Origin of the sequence: Klebsiella sp. PL-2018, assembly GCF_019048985.1 — a bacterium.
GTDB lineage: Bacteria > Pseudomonadota > Gammaproteobacteria > Enterobacterales > Enterobacteriaceae > Klebsiella > Klebsiella michiganensis.
In genome coordinates this window covers 932,346-947,456 of the sequence record NZ_CP077673.1, presented here as the reverse complement: position 1 = coordinate 947,456, position 15,111 = coordinate 932,346, and the positions used below count along the sequence as shown (strand labels likewise).

At 56.6% G+C, this 15,111-nt stretch carries 13 protein-coding genes and 1 riboswitch; of the genes, 8 read left to right on the top strand and 5 right to left on the bottom strand.

The window, feature by feature from the left end; all coding sequences use genetic code 11:
- Window positions 1-6 precede the first annotated feature (6 nt).
- A complete protein-coding gene (locus tag MKleb_RS04440; RefSeq protein WP_217076498.1) occupies window positions 7-1,221 on the top strand; it encodes an MFS transporter in 1,215 nt (404 codons plus the stop codon).
- A gap of 33 nt (window positions 1,222-1,254) precedes the next feature.
- Window positions 1,255-2,010 (top strand): type I 3-dehydroquinate dehydratase, encoded by a 756-nt coding sequence (gene aroD, locus MKleb_RS04435; protein WP_025106483.1) that lies wholly within the window; start codon window positions 1,255-1,257, stop codon window positions 2,008-2,010.
- Window positions 2,011-2,048: 38 nt separating this feature from the next.
- On the opposite strand, the gene MKleb_RS04430 is transcribed toward aroD, so the two are convergent.
- Window positions 2,049-2,945, bottom strand: a complete 897-nt coding sequence (locus MKleb_RS04430) for a LysR family transcriptional regulator (RefSeq protein ID WP_014227908.1) — start codon at window positions 2,943-2,945, stop codon at window positions 2,049-2,051.
- A 230-nt stretch (window positions 2,946-3,175) separates the two neighbouring features.
- On the opposite strand from MKleb_RS04430, the gene MKleb_RS04425 reads away from it, so the two are divergent.
- Entirely contained in the window at window positions 3,176-4,486 is a 1,311-nt protein-coding gene (locus tag MKleb_RS04425) for an MFS transporter (RefSeq protein ID WP_217076497.1), read from the top strand.
- A gap of 47 nt (window positions 4,487-4,533) precedes the next feature.
- Here the strand turns inward: MKleb_RS04425 and MKleb_RS04420 are convergent, their stop codons facing one another.
- Together MKleb_RS04420 and sgrT are read right to left on the bottom strand one after the other, a co-directional pair.
- Window positions 4,534-5,718, bottom strand: a complete 1,185-nt coding sequence (locus MKleb_RS04420) for a sugar efflux transporter (RefSeq protein ID WP_025106481.1) — start codon at window positions 5,716-5,718, stop codon at window positions 4,534-4,536.
- 228 nt (window positions 5,719-5,946) lie between these two features.
- Window positions 5,947-6,099, bottom strand: coding sequence for a glucose uptake inhibitor SgrT (gene sgrT, locus MKleb_RS04415; RefSeq protein WP_004098552.1), 153 nt, complete (start codon window positions 6,097-6,099; stop codon window positions 5,947-5,949).
- A gap of 87 nt (window positions 6,100-6,186) precedes the next feature.
- Between sgrT and sgrR the strand changes: the two genes are divergently transcribed.
- The 4 genes from sgrR (at window position 6,187) to thiQ (ending at window position 11,328) form a co-directional block, all read left to right on the top strand.
- On the top strand, window positions 6,187-7,842 hold the full coding sequence (gene sgrR / locus MKleb_RS04410; RefSeq protein WP_025106480.1) for an HTH-type transcriptional regulator SgrR: 1,656 nt from the start codon (window positions 6,187-6,189) through the stop codon (window positions 7,840-7,842).
- Between the two features lie 37 nt (window positions 7,843-7,879).
- A riboswitch (TPP riboswitch) is annotated at window positions 7,880-8,042 on the top strand.
- Between the two features lie 31 nt (window positions 8,043-8,073).
- Complete coding sequence (gene thiB / locus MKleb_RS04405; protein ID WP_009654640.1) at window positions 8,074-9,057, top strand: thiamine ABC transporter substrate binding subunit; 984 nt, start codon at window positions 8,074-8,076, stop codon at window positions 9,055-9,057.
- A complete protein-coding gene (gene thiP, locus MKleb_RS04400) occupies window positions 9,033-10,643 on the top strand; it encodes a thiamine/thiamine pyrophosphate ABC transporter permease ThiP (protein ID WP_025106479.1) in 1,611 nt (536 codons plus the stop codon). The genes thiB and thiP overlap by 25 nt, the downstream gene beginning before the upstream one ends.
- Window positions 10,627-11,328, top strand: coding sequence for a thiamine ABC transporter ATP-binding protein ThiQ (thiQ, locus tag MKleb_RS04395; RefSeq protein ID WP_014227903.1), 702 nt, complete (start codon window positions 10,627-10,629; stop codon window positions 11,326-11,328). The genes thiP and thiQ overlap by 17 nt, the downstream gene beginning before the upstream one ends.
- Here thiQ and MKleb_RS04390 read toward each other — a convergent pair.
- Together MKleb_RS04390 and araC are read right to left on the bottom strand one after the other, a co-directional pair.
- The gene (locus tag MKleb_RS04390; protein ID WP_014227902.1) at window positions 11,315-12,082 is read right to left on the bottom strand and encodes a DedA family protein; all 768 of its coding nucleotides are present in this window, start codon (window positions 12,080-12,082) and stop codon (window positions 11,315-11,317) included. The two genes, thiQ and MKleb_RS04390, sit on opposite strands and share 14 nt — an antisense overlap.
- A 128-nt stretch (window positions 12,083-12,210) precedes the next feature.
- Window positions 12,211-13,056: an arabinose operon transcriptional regulator AraC gene (gene araC / locus MKleb_RS04385; RefSeq protein WP_217076496.1), complete on the bottom strand. Its 846-nt coding sequence runs from the start codon at window positions 13,054-13,056 to the stop codon at window positions 12,211-12,213.
- Between the two features lie 337 nt (window positions 13,057-13,393).
- Between araC and araB the strand changes: the two genes are divergently transcribed.
- Entirely contained in the window at window positions 13,394-15,103 is a 1,710-nt protein-coding gene (gene araB / locus MKleb_RS04380) for a ribulokinase (RefSeq protein WP_025106478.1), read from the top strand.
- Window positions 15,104-15,111 lie beyond the last annotated feature (8 nt).

Here is a 15,111-nt window from a genome sequence, read left to right as displayed (position 1 = left end):
GGCGCGATGAAAAATCCATATGTCCCAACGGCGGCTGGGCTCTATCTTAACTACCTGATCCACGGCATGGGGGTTTTGTTAATCACCCTCAATATGGCGAATCTGCAGGAACAGTGGGGAACCGACGCTGCCGGCGTCTCCATCGTCATTTCGTCGCTCGGGATCGGTAAGCTCGCCACGATCGTCACAGGATTCCTGTCCGACCGTTTTGGCCGTAAACCTTTTATCTATCTCGGCATCGCCAGCTATCTGGTGTTCTTCCTCGGTATTTTACTGACGAAAAACATTTATATGGCCTACTTCTTCGGCATTATGGCGGGCCTGGCGAACAGCTTCCTCGACTCCGGGACCTACCCGGCGCTGATGGAAGCCTTCCCTAACTCCGCCAGCCGGGCGAATGTGCTGATTAAAGCCTTTGTCTCTGCCGGGCAGTTCCTGCTGCCGTTCATTATCGGTGCGCTGATTTGGGCGAATATGTGGTACGGATGGTCGTTTATCATCGCCGCTGTATTGATGATTATTAGTGCTATCTACCTGATAAAAATGCCTTTCCCGGACCATCGGGCGAAAAAGGAAACCGCAGAAATATCGTCGGCCGCCGCCGTTGCCCCGCAGGCGAACGCCGGCAAGCTGGATATGGCCATCTTTACCCTGTACGGCTATATCGGTATGGCGACTTTTTATCTGGTCAGCCAGTGGTTAGCGCAGTACGGAGAGTTCGTTGCCGGCATCCCGCACGAGTCGGCCATTAAACTCCTGAGCGTCTATACTGCCGGTTCCCTGACGTGCGTGTTCGTCACCGCGGCCTTTGTCAAAGAGGTATTTAGCTCGGCCGTCGCCATGATCGTTTACACTTTCCTGTCGATGATGTCACTGCTGATCGTTTGCCTGTTCCCTACGCCAATGATAGTGACCGGCTTCGCCTTTATCATCGGCTTTGCCGCCGCCGGCGGCGTGCTGCAGATAGGCGCGACCATTATGGCCATGAGCTTCCCGAACGGAAAAGGCAAAGCCACCGGGATCTTTTATACCGCAGGAAGTCTGGCCAGCTTTACGATCCCGCTGATCACGGCAAAACTGTCGAAGATGGGTATCGCCAGCATTATGTGGTTCGATCTTCTGATCGCGATCGTCGGCTTTGTGATCGCCCTGTACATCGGTTATCGTCAGCTTCAGGTTCGCGCCGCTGCAAAAACATCCCGGGTTGCAGCAACCGCCTGATGGTCAATGACAAAAAGAATAATGGATACCAACATGACTCAAGCAGTAACAGTAAAAAACATCACCTTCCAGGAAGGGGAAACCTTAATCTGCGTACCGCTGATCGGCAAAACGCTCGCCGAGCTGCAGACTAACGCGCGCGCGCTGGCTACCGCCGGAGCCGATATTATCGAGTGGCGCGTCGATCACTTCACCCAGGTCAGAGAAACGGAGCTGGTACTGCTGGCGCTGGGCGAGATTCGCCAGCTGCTGAAAGAGATCCCGCTGCTGTTCACCTTCCGCAGTAAAAAAGAGGGTGGCGAAACGGAAATCAGCGACGAAGCCTATTTTGAGCTGAATCGCCAGGCGGCCGTTAGCGGTCTGACCGACGTGATTGATATCGAGCTGTTCAACGACGAAGCGCAAATTCGCTCGCTGGTGAGCGATGCCCACGCTGCGGGCGTCAAAGTTATCATGAGCAATCACGATTTCCATAAAACGCCGGCTCAGGAAGATATCATCTACCGCCTGCGCCGCATGCAGGATCTTGGCGCTGACCTGCCGAAGATCGCGGTTATGCCGCAGTCGCCGCAGGATGTCCTGACCCTGCTCTCGGCAACCCTGACGATGAAAGAGAAGTACGCGACTCGGCCGTTAATCACCATGTCGATGGGTAAATCCGGTGGCGTGAGCCGGGTAACCGGCCGTTTGTTCGGTTCAGCAATGACCTTCGGTACCGTCGGCCAGGCTTCTGCGCCAGGGCAAATCGCCATTACCCAACTGCGTGAACTGATGGATATTCTTTCCTGATAAAACTTCGCCCGGGGGTCACCCTCCGGGCGATGTTGCTAGCGGATTTTTTGGCTGTCATTAATAATGACATCTTTAAATGACTGAATCGCCGGAGAAAGTACCCGCTCTTTCATCGTTGCCAGATAGATATAACGTGGAGGAATCGCATTTTTAATCGTCAGGATATGCACGTTGTAATACGAGAGCGCGGAAATTCGCGGCATAATCGCAATACCGTAATCAATACTGACCAGCCCCGCCATCGCCGTATCCTCATCAACGTAGCAGGCAATATCCGGCACCAGCTTTTGCTGCATAAACACGTTATCAATAAAGGGGCGTAACCCGCTATTTTCTGAAAAATAGATATAGGGATAGTGGATAGTCTCCACCAGGTCGACTTCATTTTCATAGAGCCTGGCCAGAGGGTGATCTTTTGCCGTTACCACGACCAGCTCCTGCTGAATAATAGGAATAAAGTCGATATCAGGCTCATCCGCAATATAGGAACAAATCGCCAGATCGCTTTTCCCGGCCTTCAGTTCCTGCAGAAGCGTTAACGACGTTCCCTGAGTAAAAGAAAATGTCACATTGTGACGAGATGGTGAAAGGGAATATTTATTAATTAACTGCGGAACAACATATTCGCCCATGGTGTAAATAAACGCAATGCGAATATTCTCCTTGTTCTCGTCGCTATTTTTTTGCAACGTCATGCGGCCATTCTCTAATGAGGCCAGGGCATCTTCGACGTAGGGCAGAAAGCGCTTACCATTCTGCGTAATTTTGACATTACGCCCTTTCCTGGCAAATAGCGCCACGCCAAGCTCTTTCTCCAGTTCAGATATGGCGTGGCTTAGCGAGGGTTGAGTGATAAAAAGACTGGAGGCGGCTTCAGTGTAGTGCTCGGTTTCTGCCAGCCGCTTAAAATAATAAAGTTGCTTTAGGTTCATTATTTTTGCTCGTATAATATAAGAATAAAACTCATGCCCCTAATATACCATACAGGCTATCGATGATGAGCCGAAAAGGAGAAATATCGGGGTCATATCAAATATTGTTATGCCATGTCACAGAAGCCGTAACAAAGCGTGACTTATCATCGATAGTGTCAACGTCAAATAGAATATTTTTGCCTGCATAAATTCATGCAAAAATATTTTAAACTTTAAAGGAAATCACTATGAGGACGATCGATGCTCAGGAACGGCCGATTTTGCCGTCGGCCACGCAAAAGCGAACTAAAACGCGAATTGTAATTTTAATGTTACTATCGATAGGGACGATGATAAATTATCTCGATCGGACTATTTTAGGTGTTGTTGCGCCCAAGTTAACGAGCGAAATAGATATTGACCCGGCCATGATGGGGATCGTTTTTTCCGCTTTCGCCTGGACCTACGCTCTGGCGCAAATTCCCGGCGGGATGTTTCTCGATCGCTTCGGCAATAAGCTGACCTACGCGCTTTCTATTTTTTTCTGGTCAACCTTTACCTTACTGCAAAGCTTTTCTGTCGGCCTAAAATCGCTGCTGCTGCTGCGTTTAGGCTTAGGCATCAGCGAAGCCCCCTGTTTCCCGGTTAATAGCCGTGTCGTCAGTAAATGGTTTCCGCAGCATGAACGCGCCCGGGCAACGGCGACTTACACCGTCGGTGAATATATTGGCCTGGCCGCATTCTCTCCGCTCCTTTTTTTAATTCTGGAGCATCATGGCTGGAGAACGCTATTTTTCCTGACCGGTGGGTTGGGTATTGCGTTTACTTTTGTATGGTGGAAGTTTTATCACGAGCCACATGAATCAAAAACGGCAAATAAAGAAGAGCTGGAGTATATCGGCGTAGAAAATACGACATCCGTCAATGAAAATATCCCTTTCAACTGGCATGATGCGAAACGTCTGCTGTGCTGCCGGCAAATCATCGGCGCCAGCCTTGGTCAATTTGCCGGTAACACCACGCTGGTTTTCTTCCTGACATGGTTCCCGACTTATCTGGCTAACGAACGTCACCTCCCCTGGCTTCACGTGGGTTTCTTCGCCTCCTGGCCGTTCCTGGCCGCGGCTATCGGTATCTTTTTCGGCGGTTGGGTATCCGATAAAATAATAAAGAAAACCAACTCAGTAAATATTAGCAGAAAGCTGCCAATTATTTCCGGACTGCTACTGTCGAGCTGCATCATCATTGCTAACTGGGTCGATAGCAACACCGCAGTCATTATTATTATGTCGATTGCATTTTTTGGTCAGGGTATGGTTGGCCTCGGCTGGACGCTTATTTCTGACATTGCCCCTAAGAATATGAGTGGATTGACCGGCGGCATCTTCAACTTCTGTGCTAATATGGCATCAATTATTACCCCATTAATTATTGGGGTTATCATATCCATGACCGGTAATTTTTTCTACGCGCTGATTTATATCGGTTTAACCGCGCTGGTTGGCGTTATCGCGTATGTTTTTATTATCGGCGATATTAAAAGGATCGTGTTGAAATAACCTGTCCAGCCCCTGTCCCGGCATCCTGCCGGGACAGGGGTGGCGATTCAGATATCTTTCACCCTGCTGGTCATAAACAGCGTCACCAGCGAAATTGCGGCAATCGTCCAGTAGACGCTGGCGTGACCATAGCTTTGCGACAGCGCGCCCTGAATCACCCCCGCCAGAATCACCCCGGTGGAAATACTGTTGGTAAACAGCGTCGTCGCGGCGCCCGCCCGTCCGGGCATCAGATCCTGAAACCACAGCATGCCAATCCCGGCAACAATCCCGATAAATACGGCATTAAACAGCTGTAGCACCAGCAGCGCCACGCGGTCGTGGAACAGAATCAGACCGATATAAAACAGCACGCCCGCCGCAACCGCTGTCACCATCATCTTGCGTTTGCCCCAGCGCTTAACGTAGTAGCCCGCCAGTATCATCGCCGGGATCTCCAGCCCGGCAGCGGTGCCCATCAAAATCCCCGCGAGGCTGTCCGGCAGGCCAAGATCGCTGCTGATCCACAGAGGCATATCAATGATATACATGGTATTGCAGGTCCACATCAGCGTGGAGGCGATGAACAGCATCCGCACGTTTTTATCGTGCCATCCTCCGGCCTGCTCCAGCACGTCAGCGCCTTCCGAAGGCTGCTCAATGCGGGCGACCGAGGGCAGTTTGACGGCGATCAGCGCCAGGCTTATAACAAAGATCCCGGCGGCAATCGAAAACATGGTGGTGAAGCCATAATTCAGCGCCAGCATAAAAGCCAGCGGTGGACCAATAACCCACGCCAGCGAAAGCTGCGCACGCATTATCGAACTGAACATCACCACTTCGCGCGCCGAGCTATCGGCATATTCCCGCGCGAGGGCAAAAAGCTGCGGCATCGCGGCATTCGCCACCGAGGCCAGCATAACCCCGCAGGTAATCAGCGTCAGATAGTGGCGATTAAAAGCGAACAGCAGCGCGTTTCCCACCGCCATCAGGCAGCAAAACATAATCAGCCGCCGGCGATCGCCCCGGCTGTCGGAGCGTTTAGCCAGCGCCAGGCTGACCAGAATGCCGGCAATGGCGTTAACCGTATAGAACAGTCCTACCCAGAACGGCTGCGCGCCCACTTCGCGGCTGAGGAATAAGCTGAGCGTCGGCGCCTGCAGCGCGCCGGCGATCCCCATCATGAAAGCGACAAGCATAAAAGCGGCGTAAACGCCGTTTAGACGACGCCCCATCGTCATTAACCACAGCATGAAATATCCTTAAGCACGCGAAGAAAACGAAAAAAGCCAGCAGAAGTATTCTGCTGGCGGGTGATTCTATACTCTATGGATTTCGAGTTGCGGGCAGGCGGCCAGAACGTAAGTCCCTGGAAACATAGATAACTATGTGGCCTGGGCGAGCGGGCGCAGCCAACGCACCTGCAGCTTGAAAGACGACGAGTATAACACCAATACTCAGTCACACATGATGTCTGCAAGTCAATGATCAGAGGTCTGCGACGTAACTCCCCACTGCATCAGTTCGCCGAGCATTTTCTGCTGTCTTCCTGCCATCAGGCGGGCCAGCCAGGACGCATCCTGCGTCGCAGAAAAGTAGCGTTGGTAGAACTGTTTCATGGTTGACCCCATCATATTCACCTCCTCGCTTCATCGACGTTGATTATTGACTTAATATAGGAAGTAATAAATTGCTGAGTTTTTATCAGGAGTTCCCCTTTTATGTCTTCCGGTCGTTTACAACAGCAGTTCATCCGCCTGTGGCAGTGCTGCGATGGCAAGTCGCAGGAGACCACGCTGAATGCGCTGGCAGAGATGCTAAGCTGCTCGCGCCGCCATATGCGTACCCTACTCAACATGATGGAAGCGCGCGGCTGGCTGACCTGGGAGGCGGAGGCCGGGCGCGGCAAGCGCTCCCGCCTCTCTTTTCTCTATACCGGTCTCGCCCTGCAGCAGCAGAGGGCGGAAGATCTGCTGGATCAGGACAGAATCGATCAGCTGGTGCAGCTGGTTGGCGATAAAGCCGCCGTCCGGCAAATGCTGGTTTCCCATTTAGGCCGCAGCTTTCGTCAGGGCCGGCATATCCTGCGCGTGCTCTACTATCGGCCGATGAAAAATCTGCTGCCCGGCAGCGCGCTGCGCCGCTCGGAAACGCATATTGCCCGGCAGATTTTTAGCGCCCTGACGCGGGTAAATGAGGAAAATGGGGAACTGGAGGCCGATATTGCTCACCATTGGCAGCAGATCGCCCCCACCCACTGGCGCTTTTTTCTGCGTCCGGGGATTCATTTTCATCATGGACGAGAGCTGGAGATGGAAGATGTCATCACCTCTCTGCAGCGCAGCAACGCCCTGCCGCTGTTCTCTCATATTGAGCGCATCGACTCTCCCACCGCATGGACCCTCGACATTCATCTCCGCCAGCCCGACCGCTGGCTGCCGTGGTTGTTAAGCCAGGTCCCGGCCATGATCCTTCCGCATGAGTGGCGAACGATGGAGAATTTCTCCAGTATCCCCGTGGGGACCGGGCCCTACTCGGTTGTGCGTAATAACCAGAATCAGCTCAAAATTCACGCCTTCGATGACTATTTCGGCTACCGGGCGCTGATCGATGAAGTGAACGTCTGGGTCCTGCCGGAAATCAGCGAAGAACCCAACGGCGGGTTGACGTTACAGGGCACCACGCAAAGCGAAAAAGCGGTGGAAAGCCGCCTGGAAGAGGGGTGTTATTACCTGCTGTTCGACGCCCGCAGCCCGCTGGGCGGTAACAGCGCGGTACGCCAGTGGCTAAGCTATGTGTTCCAGCCCGCTAACCTGCTCTATCACGCCGGCGAGCACTATCAGGGCAACTGGTTCCCGGCGTATGGCCTGCTGCCCCGCTGGCATCATGCGCGCAGCCACGCCTGCGAGAAGCCTGCCGGCCTTGAGACAGTCAGGCTGACCTACTACCAGGATCACGTCGAGCATCGCGTGATGGGCGGGATCATGGCAACGCTGCTGGCCGAGCATCAGGTTAAGCTGGAGATCCAGGAGCTGGAGTATCAGGAGTGGCACCGCGGGGAGGTGGTCAGCGACGTTTGGCTCAACAGCGCCAACTTTACGCTGCCGATCGATTTCTCCCTGTTTGCCTGGCTGTATGAAGTTCCGCTGATTCGCAACTGTATCCCCATCGACTGGGAACATGACGCCGCTCGCTGGCGCGCGGGCGAGCTGAACCCGGCCACCTGGAGTCAGCAGCTGTTGGCCAATCAAACCGTGGTGCCGCTGATCCACCACTGGCTGATGATCCAGGGGCAGCGCAGCATGCGCGGCGTACGCATGAACACGCTCGGCTGGTTTGACTTTAAGTCCGCGTGGTTCGCGCCGCCGGAGCCGTAATGCTTTCCGTTGGCAAACAAAATCATTACACTAACTGCCGTTCTCAACGGGGTGCTAATAAACATACGCAATCTCATTCAAGTTGCCTCAACGCGCGGTTAGCGCAGAAGCAACCCGAAGATAAAGCGTATGGGCTGAGAAAATACCCGTCGAACCTGATCCGGATAACGCCGGCGAAGGGATTTGAGGCCCTCTCAAAATCCTTTGCCACCCCTTTTTCTGAGGTGCAAAGTGTTGAAAAAATTACTCCCCCTGCTGGCGCTGGTCGCCGCGCCCGTTTTTGCCAAACCGCTGCTCACCGTTTATACCTACGACTCGTTCTCCGCCGACTGGGGCCCGGGCCCGGCGGTTAAAAAAGCCTTTGAAGCCGACTGCGGCTGCGAGCTGAAGTTCGTGGCACTGGAAGATGGCGTCTCGCTGCTCAACCGCCTGCGAATGGAAGGCAAAAACAGCAAAGCCGACGTGGTGCTGGGACTGGATAACAACCTGCTGGAAGCCGCTTCGCAAAGCAAGCTGTTCGCCAAAAGCGGCGTCCCGGCCAGCGCGGTCAGCGTGCCCGGCGGCTGGGACAACGACACCTTCGTGCCGTTCGATTACGGCTACTTCGCCTTTGTTTACGATAAAAACAAGCTGAAAAATCCGCCGAAAAGCCTGAAAGAGCTGGTTGAGGGCGAGCAAAAATGGCGGGTGATTTATGAAGATCCGCGCACCAGTACGCCGGGCCTGGGCCTGCTGCTGTGGATGCAAAAAGTCTACGGCGATAAAGCGCCGGAAGCCTGGCAGAAGCTGGCGGCGAAAACCGTTACCGTTACCAAGGGCTGGAGCGAAGCCTACGGCCTGTTCCTGAAAGGCGAAAGCGATCTGGTGCTGAGCTACACCACCTCCCCGGCTTACCACATTATCGAAGAGAAAAAAGATAACTACGCCGCGGCAAACTTCGCTGAAGGCCACTACCTGCAGGTTGAGGTAGCCGCCCGCACCGCGGCCAGCAAACAGCCGGAGCTGGCGGAAAAGTTCCTTAAATTTATGGTATCGCCGGGCTTCCAGAACGCGATCCCCACCGGCAACTGGATGTATCCGGTGACGACGGTTGCGCTTCCGGCAGGCTTTGACGCGCTGATGAAACCGCAAACGACCCTCGAATTCACACCGCAACAGGTGGCCGCCGAACGTCAGAACTGGATTAGCGCATGGCAACGCGCCGTCAGCCGCTAGCTTTCGGCTGGCTCCTGCCGGGACTCACGGCGGCCATCGTGCTGGTCGTCGTGGCGCTGGCCGCCTTTCTGGCGCTATGGTTCAGCGCCCCGGAGACCTCCTGGAACGCGCTTATCCGCGACAGCTATCTCTGGCACGTGGTGCGTTTCTCCTTCTGGCAGGCCTTCCTTTCCGCGCTTTTTTCGGTGCTACCGGCGATATTCCTCGCCCGCGCCCTGTACCGGCGGCGCTTCCCCGGGCGCACGCTGCTGCTGCGCCTTTGCGCGATGACCTTAATTCTGCCGGTACTGGTGGCGGTCTTCGGCATTCTTAGCGTCTACGGTCGTCAGGGCTGGCTGGCCCAGCTATGCCACGTTTTTGGCTGGCAATGGGAATTCTCGCCCTACGGGCTACAGGGGATCCTGCTGGCGCACGTATTCTTTAATATGCCGATGGCCACGCGCCTGCTGCTGCAGACGCTGGAAAATATCCCCGGCGAACAGCGGCAAATCGCCGCCCAGCTCGGCATGCGCGGCTACGTCTTCTTCCGGCTGGTCGAGTGGCCGTGGCTGCGCCGGCAAATTCCACCGGTCGCGGCGCTGATCTTTATGCTCTGTTTCGCCAGCTTTGCGACCGTGCTGTCGCTGGGCGGCGGCCCGCGGGCGACCACCATCGAACTGGCGATTTACCAGGCCCTTAATTTCGACTACGACCCGGCGCGCGCGGCGATGCTGGCGCTTATTCAGATGGTCTGCTGCCTCGGGCTGGTGCTGCTTAGCCAGCGCCTGAGTAAAGCCCTCGCCATCGGGGCCAGCCATATTCGCGGCTGGCGCGATCCCGACGACCGGCTGTACAGCCGGCTGTGCGACGCGGCGCTGATTGGCGCGGCGCTTTTACTGCTGCTGCCGCCGCTGCTGGCGGTGATAGGCGACGGGCTGAACAGCAATCTGCTGAGCGTGCTGCATCAGCCGGCGCTATGGCAGGCGCTGTGGACGTCGCTGCGTATCGCGCTTGCCGCCGGGCTCTTAAGCGTCATCCTTACCATGATGCTGCTCTGGAGCAGCCGCGAGCTTCGCGCCCGCCGTCACCCTCTGGCCGGTCAGGCGCTTGAGCTGAGCGGGATGCTGATCCTCGCCATGCCGGGCATCGTGCTGGCCACCGGTTTCTTCCTGTTGCTCAATAACAGCGTGGGCCTGCCCGAGTCCGCCGACGGTATCGTGATTTTCACCAATGCGCTGATGGCAATCCCCTATGCGCTCAAGGTACTGGAAAACCCGATGCGCGATATCGCCGCCCGCTACGGCACCCTCTGCCAGTCGCTGGGGATGCGCGGCTTCACCCGCCTTCGGGTGGTCGAGCTTCGCGCTTTAAAGCGGCCGCTGGCCCAGGCGCTGGCCTTCGCCTGCGTGCTGTCGATTGGCGATTTCGGCGTCGTGGCGCTGTTCGGCAACGAAGATTTCCGTACGCTGCCCTTTTATCTGTATCAGCAAATTGGTTCTTACCGTAGCCAGGACGGCGCCGTGACCGCCCTTCTGCTTCTGCTGCTGTGCTTTTTACTCTTTAGCGTGATTGAAAAACTTCCGGGACGCGATGCTAAAACTGAATGATGTGACCTGGCTTTACCAGCATCTGCCGATGCGTTTTACGCTTTCCGTCGAACGCGGTGAGCGCATCGCGGTTCTTGGCCCGAGCGGGGCCGGAAAAAGCACGCTGCTGAACCTGATTGCCGGTTTTTTAACGCCCGCCAGCGGCAGTATCGCGCTCGACGGCCAGCCCCATACCCACACGCCGCCCGCGCGTCGTCCGGTATCGATGCTGTTTCAGGAAAATAATCTGTTCAACCATCTCACCATCCGCCAGAACATTGCGCTGGGAATGCACCCGGGGCTCAAGCTGAACGCGGATCAATCCGCCCATCTGCAGGCGATTGCCGGACAGATGGGGATTGACGCGATGTTAGAGCGGCTGCCGGGCGAGCTTTCCGGCGGCCAGCGCCAGCGTGCGGCGCTGGCGCGCTGTCTGGTGCGCCAGCAGCCGGTACTGCTGCTGGATGAGCCCTTCTCGGCGCTCGATCCCGCGCTGAGGCTGGAGATGCTGACGCTGGTTGCCGACGTCTGCCAGCAGCGGCAGCTGACGCTGCTGATGGTCTCGCACAGCGTGGAAGATGCGGCGCGCATCGCGCCGCGGTCGGTGGTCGTGGCTGAGGGACGCATTGCCTGGGATGGCGCGACCGCCGCGCTGCTCAGCGGCAACAGCAGCGCCTCGGCGCTGCTGGGAATTAGCGCAAAATAACCTTATGCAGAATGTCGAGATAGACCGGCATCAGCGGATGACGGAAGGCAAACACCAGCGCCGCGCCGGCGGCGCACACCATGAGCGGAGCGAGCCACAGCAGGCGCGAACGCGGCAGAAAACGGGTGAGACGATCGCCAGCGCTTTTGGCGCTGCGCCACAGCCGCCAGCATAGCCACGCCGCCAGCCACGCCAGCAGCGCCGCCCCCAGCAGCAGCCACTTAAAGCTGGCGCTATTCTCATCGGCCGGGATATCAATGGCCGCCCCGGCAAGGATTCCCGGTAAGAAGTAGAGCGGCGGCCACAGCAGGCAGCCGATGATATTCGGCGGGATGAACTTCGCGACCGGCAGATCGAGCATCCCGGCGACCATCGGCACCAGCGGGCGCGTCGGCCCGACGAAGCGGCCAATCAGAATCGTAAACATGCTGTGCTGATGCAGCGCATGTTCGGTTTTATCCAGCAGCGCTTTGTTTTTCTTCAAAAAAGACCAGCGATGCAGCGGCTTTTTAAACCGCCAGCCAAGCCAGAATGAAATCCAGTCGCCAAGCAAACAGCCGATAATCCCCGCCAGCCACGCCTGCCAGAAGTTAACCTCGCCGCTGCCGATCAGCGCCCCCAATCCGGCCATCATCACCGTTCCCGGTAAGATAAGCCCCACCAGCGCCAGCGACTCGAGGAAGGCGACCAGCAGAACGGCTATCAGAGAATAGACCGTGGATTGAGTAATAAAGTGTTCCAGCAATGCTTGCATAATGTACCCGGTTTAAAAACGAAGCACGGATTCTCCGGAGCCGTTCATACTTCGTCAAGCCATCATTTGTTTGTATAGTTTACTGGCTGTGTTAAAAATCCGGGCCATCATTTCACTTTCTTTACTTTTTATTCACACCCTGCGCGAAACTCGCTCGGGCTGGCGCCGGTGCATTTCTTAAACACGCGCGAAAAGTAGAGCTGGTCCTCAAAACCGACGTTACGGCCAACGGTCGCGATCGGCATCCGCGTCGTGCTCAGCAGCAGCTTAGCCTGGCTAATGCGCTGATCCTCCCGCCACCCCAGTACGCTGATCCCCAGCTGCTGGCGGAACAGATGCGACAGGCGCGACGGCGACAGGCACACGTGCTGGGCGACGCTGGCAATATCGAAATGGCTGTCCGCCAGATGATCGCTGATGTACTGGCAGGCATCGCGCACCCGGTTATCCAGCGGCGGATGCAGCGATTCGTTGATAGCTTCCATGCGCCTGAGCAGCAGCTGCTCCATAAGATTGATCGCCAGCAGCTCGGAGTAACGCCCGGCGCCCTGCCCGGCTTCCACAATCTGCCCGAACAGTTCGCCAAAGCGCGCCTGGCACTGCTCATCCGGGCGGAAAAAGCCGGTCTGGGCAAAAATCGTTGGCCAGTTAAGCCATTCATGCCAGTAGGCGCGCGGCCGGAAATAGACCCACTGGTGATACCACTCGCGGGCATCGGGATGGCGGCCATAATGGTGAATCTCTCCCGGCGGGAACAGCAGCATATCGCCAGGCCGGCAGATAAACTGCTCTCCGTGGTTATTGATCACCCCTTCGCCGCGAATCGTCAGATTAAGGATATAGCCCTTCATGCCCAGCGGACGGTCAATAAAGAAATCAAGATAGCCATCGGCTTCAATTGGCGTCAGGCCCGTCACCAGATGGGCGTTAAAAGAGTAACCCGGCAACAAAGGATCGTTTTGCGTTTCGGCCATAAACTCTGCTCTCCAGGAGACATTAAGGACACCAATTGTCCATACCTTGTATTTTATCCTCTGGCTGGTCGCTCATGCTGCGACGCGGGTTAGAAAATGAATTAAAACCCGCCTCTTCTCGATAAAAACTGAGCACGGCGCACAGTTCAGGCGCTTTCAGCGCATAACTGAAGTGTCTATAAAGACGGCAGGAAAGTCCACATTGAATATTTGCACGGCGTCACACTTTGCGACGTCACAGCAATATAGTCCATAAGATTAGCGAATACGGCCTGACGGTTTTCAGCCCAGATATCTACTGTTTCACCATGAATGATTTTTAGCATGGAGTAACAGTATGGCAATTGCGATTGGCCTCGATTTTGGCAGTGATTCAGTACGCGCCCTGGCGGTAGAGTGCGCGACCGGCGAAGAGCTCGCCGCAAGCGTCGAGTGGTATCCGCGCTGGCAGGAGGGGCTATTTTGCGATGGTCCGAACAACCAGTTCCGCCATCATCCACGCGACTATATCGAATCAATGGAAGCCGCGCTGAAAAGCGTCCTCGCCGCGCTTAGCGCCGAACAGCGCGCTGCCGTGGTGGGTATCGGCGTTGACAGCACCGGCTCCACCCCCGCGCCCATCGACGCCGACGGCAACGTCCTGGCGCTGCGCGACGAATTCGCCAGCAACCCCAACGCCATGTTCGTGCTGTGGAAGGACCATACCGCGGTGGAGGAGGCGGAGGAGATTACCCGCCTGTGCCACCAGCCGGGCAAAGAGGATTACTCCCGCTATATCGGCGGTATCTACTCCAGCGAATGGTTCTGGGCCAAGATCCTCCACGTGACCCGCCAGGACAGCGCCGTCGCCGAGGCCGCCGCGTCGTGGATTGAGCTGTGCGACTGGGTGCCGGCCCTGCTTTCCGGGACCACCCGCCCGCAGGATATTCGTCGCGGCCGCTGCAGCGCCGGGCACAAATCCCTGTGGCATGAAAGCTGGGGCGGACTGCCGCCTGCCGGTTTCTTCGATGAACTCGACCCGATAATCAACCAGAGCCTGGCCTACCCGATGTTCAGCGATACCTGGACTGCGGATATCCCGGTCGGCACGCTCACCGCCGAATGGGCCGCGCGCCTGGGCCTGCCGCAAACCGTCGCCATCTCCGGCGGCGCATTCGACTGCCATATGGGCGCCGTCGGCGCCGGTGCGCAGCCAAACGCGCTGGTCAAAGTTATCGGCACCTCCACCTGCGACATTCTGATCGCCGATAAACAGAGCGTTGGCGAGCGCACGGTGAAAGGGATTTGCGGCCAGGTCGACGGCAGCGTCGTGCCTGACTTTATCGGTATGGAAGCGGGGCAATCCGCTTTTGGCGACATCTACGCCTGGTTTGGCCGCATTCTCGGCTGGCCGCTGGAGCAGCTGGCGCAGGCCCACCCGGAACTCAAAGAGCAGATCAAAGCCAGCCAGAAACAGCTGCTGCCCGCGCTGACCGACGCATGGGCAAAAAATCCGTCTCTTGACCACCTGCCGGTGGTGCTGGACTGGTTTAACGGCCGCCGTACGCCGAATGCCAACCAGCGTCTGAAAGGGGTCATTACCGATCTGAACCTCGCCACCGACGCCCCTGCGCTGTTCGGCGGACTGATTGCCGCCACCGCTTTTGGCGCCCGCGCCATTATGGAGTGCTTCACCGAACAGGGGATCCCGGTCAATAACGTGATGGCGCTCGGCGGCATCGCGCGCAAAAACCCGGTGATCATGCAGGCCTGCTGCGATGTGCTGAATCGCCCGCTGCAAATCGTCGCGTCCGATCAGTGCTGCGCCCTGGGCGCGGCTATCTTCGCCGCCGTTGCCGCCGGCGTATACCGCGATATCCCTGCCGCACAGGAAAACATGGCCAGCCAGGTGGAAAGTACCCTGCAGCCTCGTCCGGCGCAGGCGCAACGCTTCGAACAACTCTATCAGCGCTACCAGCAGTGGTCGCTCAGCGCGGAACAACGTTATCTCCCTTCGACTGCAAAAGCGGAATCCGCGCCGCAATCTCAGGCAGCCCTCACCCATTAAGGACATGA

Excerpts from the sequence above, each read along its gene's own strand:
- MKleb_RS04440 (WP_217076498.1), top strand. The coding sequence starts at position 7 with ATGAAAAATCCATATGTCCCAACGGCGGCTGGGCTCTATCTTAACTAC.
- aroD (WP_025106483.1), top strand. The coding sequence starts at position 1,255 with ATGACTCAAGCAGTAACAGTAAAAAACATCACCTTCCAGGAAGGGGAA.
- MKleb_RS04430 (WP_014227908.1), bottom strand. The coding sequence starts at position 2,945 with ATGAACCTAAAGCAACTTTATTATTTTAAGCGGCTGGCAGAAACCGAG.
- MKleb_RS04425 (WP_217076497.1), top strand. The coding sequence starts at position 3,176 with ATGAGGACGATCGATGCTCAGGAACGGCCGATTTTGCCGTCGGCCACG.
- MKleb_RS04420 (WP_025106481.1), bottom strand. The coding sequence starts at position 5,718 with ATGCTGTGGTTAATGACGATGGGGCGTCGTCTAAACGGCGTTTACGCC.
- sgrT (WP_004098552.1), bottom strand. The coding sequence starts at position 6,099 with ATGATGGGGTCAACCATGAAACAGTTCTACCAACGCTACTTTTCTGCG.
- sgrR (WP_025106480.1), top strand. The coding sequence starts at position 6,187 with ATGTCTTCCGGTCGTTTACAACAGCAGTTCATCCGCCTGTGGCAGTGC.
- thiP (WP_025106479.1), top strand. The coding sequence starts at position 9,033 with ATGGCAACGCGCCGTCAGCCGCTAGCTTTCGGCTGGCTCCTGCCGGGA.
- thiQ (WP_014227903.1), top strand. The coding sequence starts at position 10,627 with ATGCTAAAACTGAATGATGTGACCTGGCTTTACCAGCATCTGCCGATG.
- MKleb_RS04390 (WP_014227902.1), bottom strand. The coding sequence starts at position 12,082 with ATGCAAGCATTGCTGGAACACTTTATTACTCAATCCACGGTCTATTCT.
- araC (WP_217076496.1), bottom strand. The coding sequence starts at position 13,056 with ATGGCCGAAACGCAAAACGATCCTTTGTTGCCGGGTTACTCTTTTAAC.
- araB (WP_025106478.1), top strand. The coding sequence starts at position 13,394 with ATGGCAATTGCGATTGGCCTCGATTTTGGCAGTGATTCAGTACGCGCC.